This window comes from Vibrio sp. V03_P4A6T147 (assembly GCF_002241085.1).
GTDB classification, from domain to species: Bacteria; Pseudomonadota; Gammaproteobacteria; order Enterobacterales; family Vibrionaceae; genus Vibrio; species Vibrio anguillarum.
This window is the reverse complement of the sequence record NZ_NDIO01000276.1, coordinates 1-3490: the sequence shown is the minus strand read 5'-3', so window position 1 is coordinate 3490 and position 3490 is coordinate 1. Positions and strand designations below refer to the sequence as shown.

The 3490-nt window shown below is 41.6% G+C and carries 5 protein-coding genes; 4 read left to right on the top strand and 1 reads right to left on the bottom strand.

The genetic code is table 11. The features are described 5' to 3' along the window. Positions 1-175: 175 nt before the first annotated feature. Positions 176-367 (top strand): hypothetical protein, encoded by a 192-nt coding sequence (locus tag B9J84_RS10850; protein ID WP_017042819.1) that lies wholly within the window; start codon positions 176-178, stop codon positions 365-367. 150 nt (positions 368-517) lie between these two features. On the opposite strand, the gene B9J84_RS10845 is transcribed toward B9J84_RS10850, so the two are convergent. Further along, positions 518-1084 carry a PhnA domain-containing protein gene (locus B9J84_RS10845; protein WP_026027787.1) on the bottom strand — a complete coding sequence of 189 codons (567 nt, stop codon included), beginning with the start codon at positions 1082-1084 and terminating at the stop codon, positions 518-520. 203 nt (positions 1085-1287) lie between these two features. On the opposite strand from B9J84_RS10845, the gene B9J84_RS10840 reads away from it, so the two are divergent. The 3 genes from B9J84_RS10840 to B9J84_RS10830 all read left to right on the top strand — a co-directional run bounded on the left by B9J84_RS10840 (position 1288) and on the right by B9J84_RS10830 (position 3329). Continuing rightward, complete coding sequence (locus B9J84_RS10840) at positions 1288-2370, top strand: site-2 protease family protein (protein ID WP_094124117.1); 1083 nt, start codon at positions 1288-1290, stop codon at positions 2368-2370. Between the two features lie 271 nt (positions 2371-2641). After that, positions 2642-3094, top strand: coding sequence for a hotdog fold thioesterase (locus tag B9J84_RS10835; RefSeq protein WP_010320753.1), 453 nt, complete (start codon positions 2642-2644; stop codon positions 3092-3094). A 1-nt stretch (position 3095) separates the two neighbouring features. After that, entirely contained in the window at positions 3096-3329 is a 234-nt protein-coding gene (locus B9J84_RS10830) for a DUF3389 family protein (protein ID WP_179217553.1), read from the top strand. Positions 3330-3490 lie beyond the last annotated feature (161 nt).

Here is a 3490-nt window from a genome sequence, read left to right as displayed (position 1 = left end):
GCCTAGTGTGAATAAGTCGTCGATTATCGTGGATAATAAAAGTATGCATTGTTATGGGGTTGTTTCATTAGAATAACTAATTTGAATGTGGAAAATTTGTCATTTTTTAACCAAAAAAATATCACCTAGAATTCATTTCAACAAAGTAAGTTACCGAATTAACAGAGAGGCTATCATGGCACAAGCAATGAATATGGGTACGATTACAGCACCTACCTCTATGGATAAAAAAACCTACGCGGTTAACTTCAAAGGATTGATTGCACATTTAGTTGATATTCTGTTTGTCGACCACAGCGAACCTCGCAGCTACTACGCGAATAATTTGTCTGGTCACATGCAGAAAGATATCGGTTTATACCGTTAATTCAATGTGTAGAGATGTAAAAGCCGACGGATTAAATCGTCGGCTTTTTTGTATTTAAAATTTACTAGTTTCACTGCTCATGAAAACAACGGTTTCCGAAAAACAAAGGCGCAAACTAAGTTGCGCCTTTGTTTTATTCGTCAATGGCTATTATTTTTTGCGACAGTATTCAGCAATGATATACATCGATTGGCCATTGGCTTTACCAGAGATCAACTTAGGATCGTCGCTTAAACTGATACCGCGAACCACAGTACCCTGTTTAATGACTTGGCTTGAGCCTTTGATAGGGAGATCTTTAATGATGGTTACGTCGTCGCCTTTTTTCAGTTCTACGCCATTCACATCACGAGGCTTTTCTGCATCATCATCCATACCAATTTCAGCCCATTTTGCAGCTTCTTCTTCAAGATACATCATATCAAGTAGGTCTTGAGCCCAACCCTCAGTGGCCGCAAGGCGCTTAAGTTGACGCCACGCCAGTACTTGAACGGGTTGCTCTTGGCTCCACATGCTGTCGTTCAAACAACGCCAATGGTTCACATCTACTGTTTCTGGGTTCTCAATTTGGCCTTTGCAGACATCACACAACATAACGGCATGGTCAACAGTAACCATAGTGTGTGGCGCTACCACAAATGGAGCTAATGGAGATTCTGATGAACAAAGCTCACATTTTGATTGGCTGCGTTCAAGTAAAGTTGCTTCAGTAGACATAGTACCCACCTTGTAAAAATATGTAAGCGCGTATTATCCACGTTACGACTGGAATTAAAAGGGGAGATGGCAAAAAGCTTGGTATTCGTGAGGGAATTGAACTAAGTCATCTTCAATAGTAAGAAAATGGGCATCGTGCTTTACGCTGTTATTGCCCAAAGGCATAATGAACGCCGTTTTTATGTTTGTATGTAGGTATCACTGTGGAACTCCTTTCCGCTCCATTTTTAGGAAAATCACTTCGTCTCGAAGGTTCAATGTCAGGCTGGCAGCAACTCTATTGGGATAATCAACTGGTCGCGCAATGCGATGCGACAGGGAATATCGAGGCGACAACGACCCATAGATTTCAGTTGTTAAGTGGTGAAACGCCGATCCAATGTGAACTAAATGTCGAGCTGAGTTGGCAACCTTTTAAACTGAGTTATCAAGCATTAGTTAATGGTGACATTGTCACGCAAGGTGAGCGTTCAGAAAAAGACATTGAAAAACAAACACCATATAGCCCGCCAAAGCCGGAGCGACGTTTTAGCCTTATTGGTCTAGTCTCGCTTGGCATGAAAGCACTGAAAAGTGCCAAGCTGATTAAAGTTGTTCTGGCGTCAGCAAGTATTGCAGCTTATTCGTGGTTATTTTCCTTCCAGTTTGCTATGGCGCTTATTGCCTGTTTGGTGTTCCATGAATTTGGCCATATCAAAGCGATGAAGTATTTTGGTATGAAGACTAAAGGCATTTATCTCATTCCATTTCTTGGTGGCTTGGCATTAAGTGATGAAAAAATCAATACACGTTGGCAAGATGTAGTGATCTCAATTATGGGGCCATTTTTTGGTTTGCTGCTCTCGGTTGTGCTGGTTGTCGTGTACTGGATCACAGGAGAGATATTTTTTGCCGGCCTTGCTGTTTTTAATGCCTTTCTCAATCTCTTCAATCTATTGCCTATATTGCCGCTTGATGGTGGTCACGTGTTAAAAAGCATCAGCTTTTCTATGAACAGCACTTTGGGGATTGCGTTGTGTGCTCTTGCGGCGATCGCTGGTGTCATTTTGAGCTATTGGCTTGGATTAACCCTGTTCGGCTTTTTATTGATTATGGGCAGCATTGAAATTGTAATGGAATGGAAGCAGCGTCATCAAAGTCATTTGCTACCTCTGAATCGATATGGACAAATTGTAGCTTCACTTTGGTATGTCAGTTTAGTGGCTGCGCTTATCGCTATTATTTGGGGTTTTGCAACGACAGGGGATGAGCTGCTACAACTGCCATTACGCATTTTAGGTACTTGAGTCGGTACGTTGACACTTGTAAGCCATGTATCAGAGCACTTTTTGTGCTCATCTTTAAGCGCTTAAATGACATCTTTGTATGAAGAGGCTTCTTAGCACCGATAAACGGCTAATGACAACACTGCAGTTAATATTTATGAGCGATCGGATCTGTCTCGAAAATGTGTAGTTGGCAGGATCTCAATCGCTGGAACTGACTGATTACTCGCTGCAAGTTGTTACCTTTTAAGTATAGAATGAATCTCTTTTACGATGAATGAGACAAAAAAGCATGGATATTTGGAAGAAGCCTATCGATTTAATAACATTAAACGCCACCTCCAAAAACACCTTGATAGAGCATCTCAATATTATTTATACCGATTATACTGATCACTCTTTGTCTGCGACCATGCCTGTTTGTCACTTTACCCATCAGCCGCTTGGTATGCTGCATGGTGGCGCCTCAGTGGTACTTGCGGAAACCCTAGGTTCAGTTGCCGCGAATTTCAGTGTGGATCAAGAACACTATTGTGTAGGGTTAGACATTAATGCTAATCATGTTCGCGCCATGCGAGAGGGGATGGTTATAGGAACAGCGACACCTATCCATCTTGGTATTTCAACGCAAGTATGGCAAATCAATATCACTGATGAGCGCGAACGTTTGGTGTGCACCAGCCGTTTGACGGTCGCAGTACAAAAAATTCGTAACCGTTCTCAAGCTATCAAGGTTGATTTATAAAATGGTGATTGAATTTTCAGGTGGAAAAATCATCGTAACATCCCATGAATTAGTGGTACGAGTATTGGGTGATCTCGCCATCACGCTACAAGCCCAAGCCGATGCTGTTCAGCTCATTGGGAGAGGGGCGAATGTCATCTCTGTAAATTGCTCAGAAAGTAAATGGTCGATTAAGTTGGACAACGAAGAGCAAATTCAGCAACTTTCTCAACAACTCGGCTGTAATATTCTTTAAACAGTGATTAAGACTCTTGCATAACCAATATAAAATGAGGAAACTATCTCTGTTTTTTATAAACTGAGATTTCCTCTTTATGAGTAGCCCACGACTTCGCGTTCAATTTGAATCCTTATTTGAGCACTTTAACGGCCAAGATGTTGGTGTCCAGCTAGAAG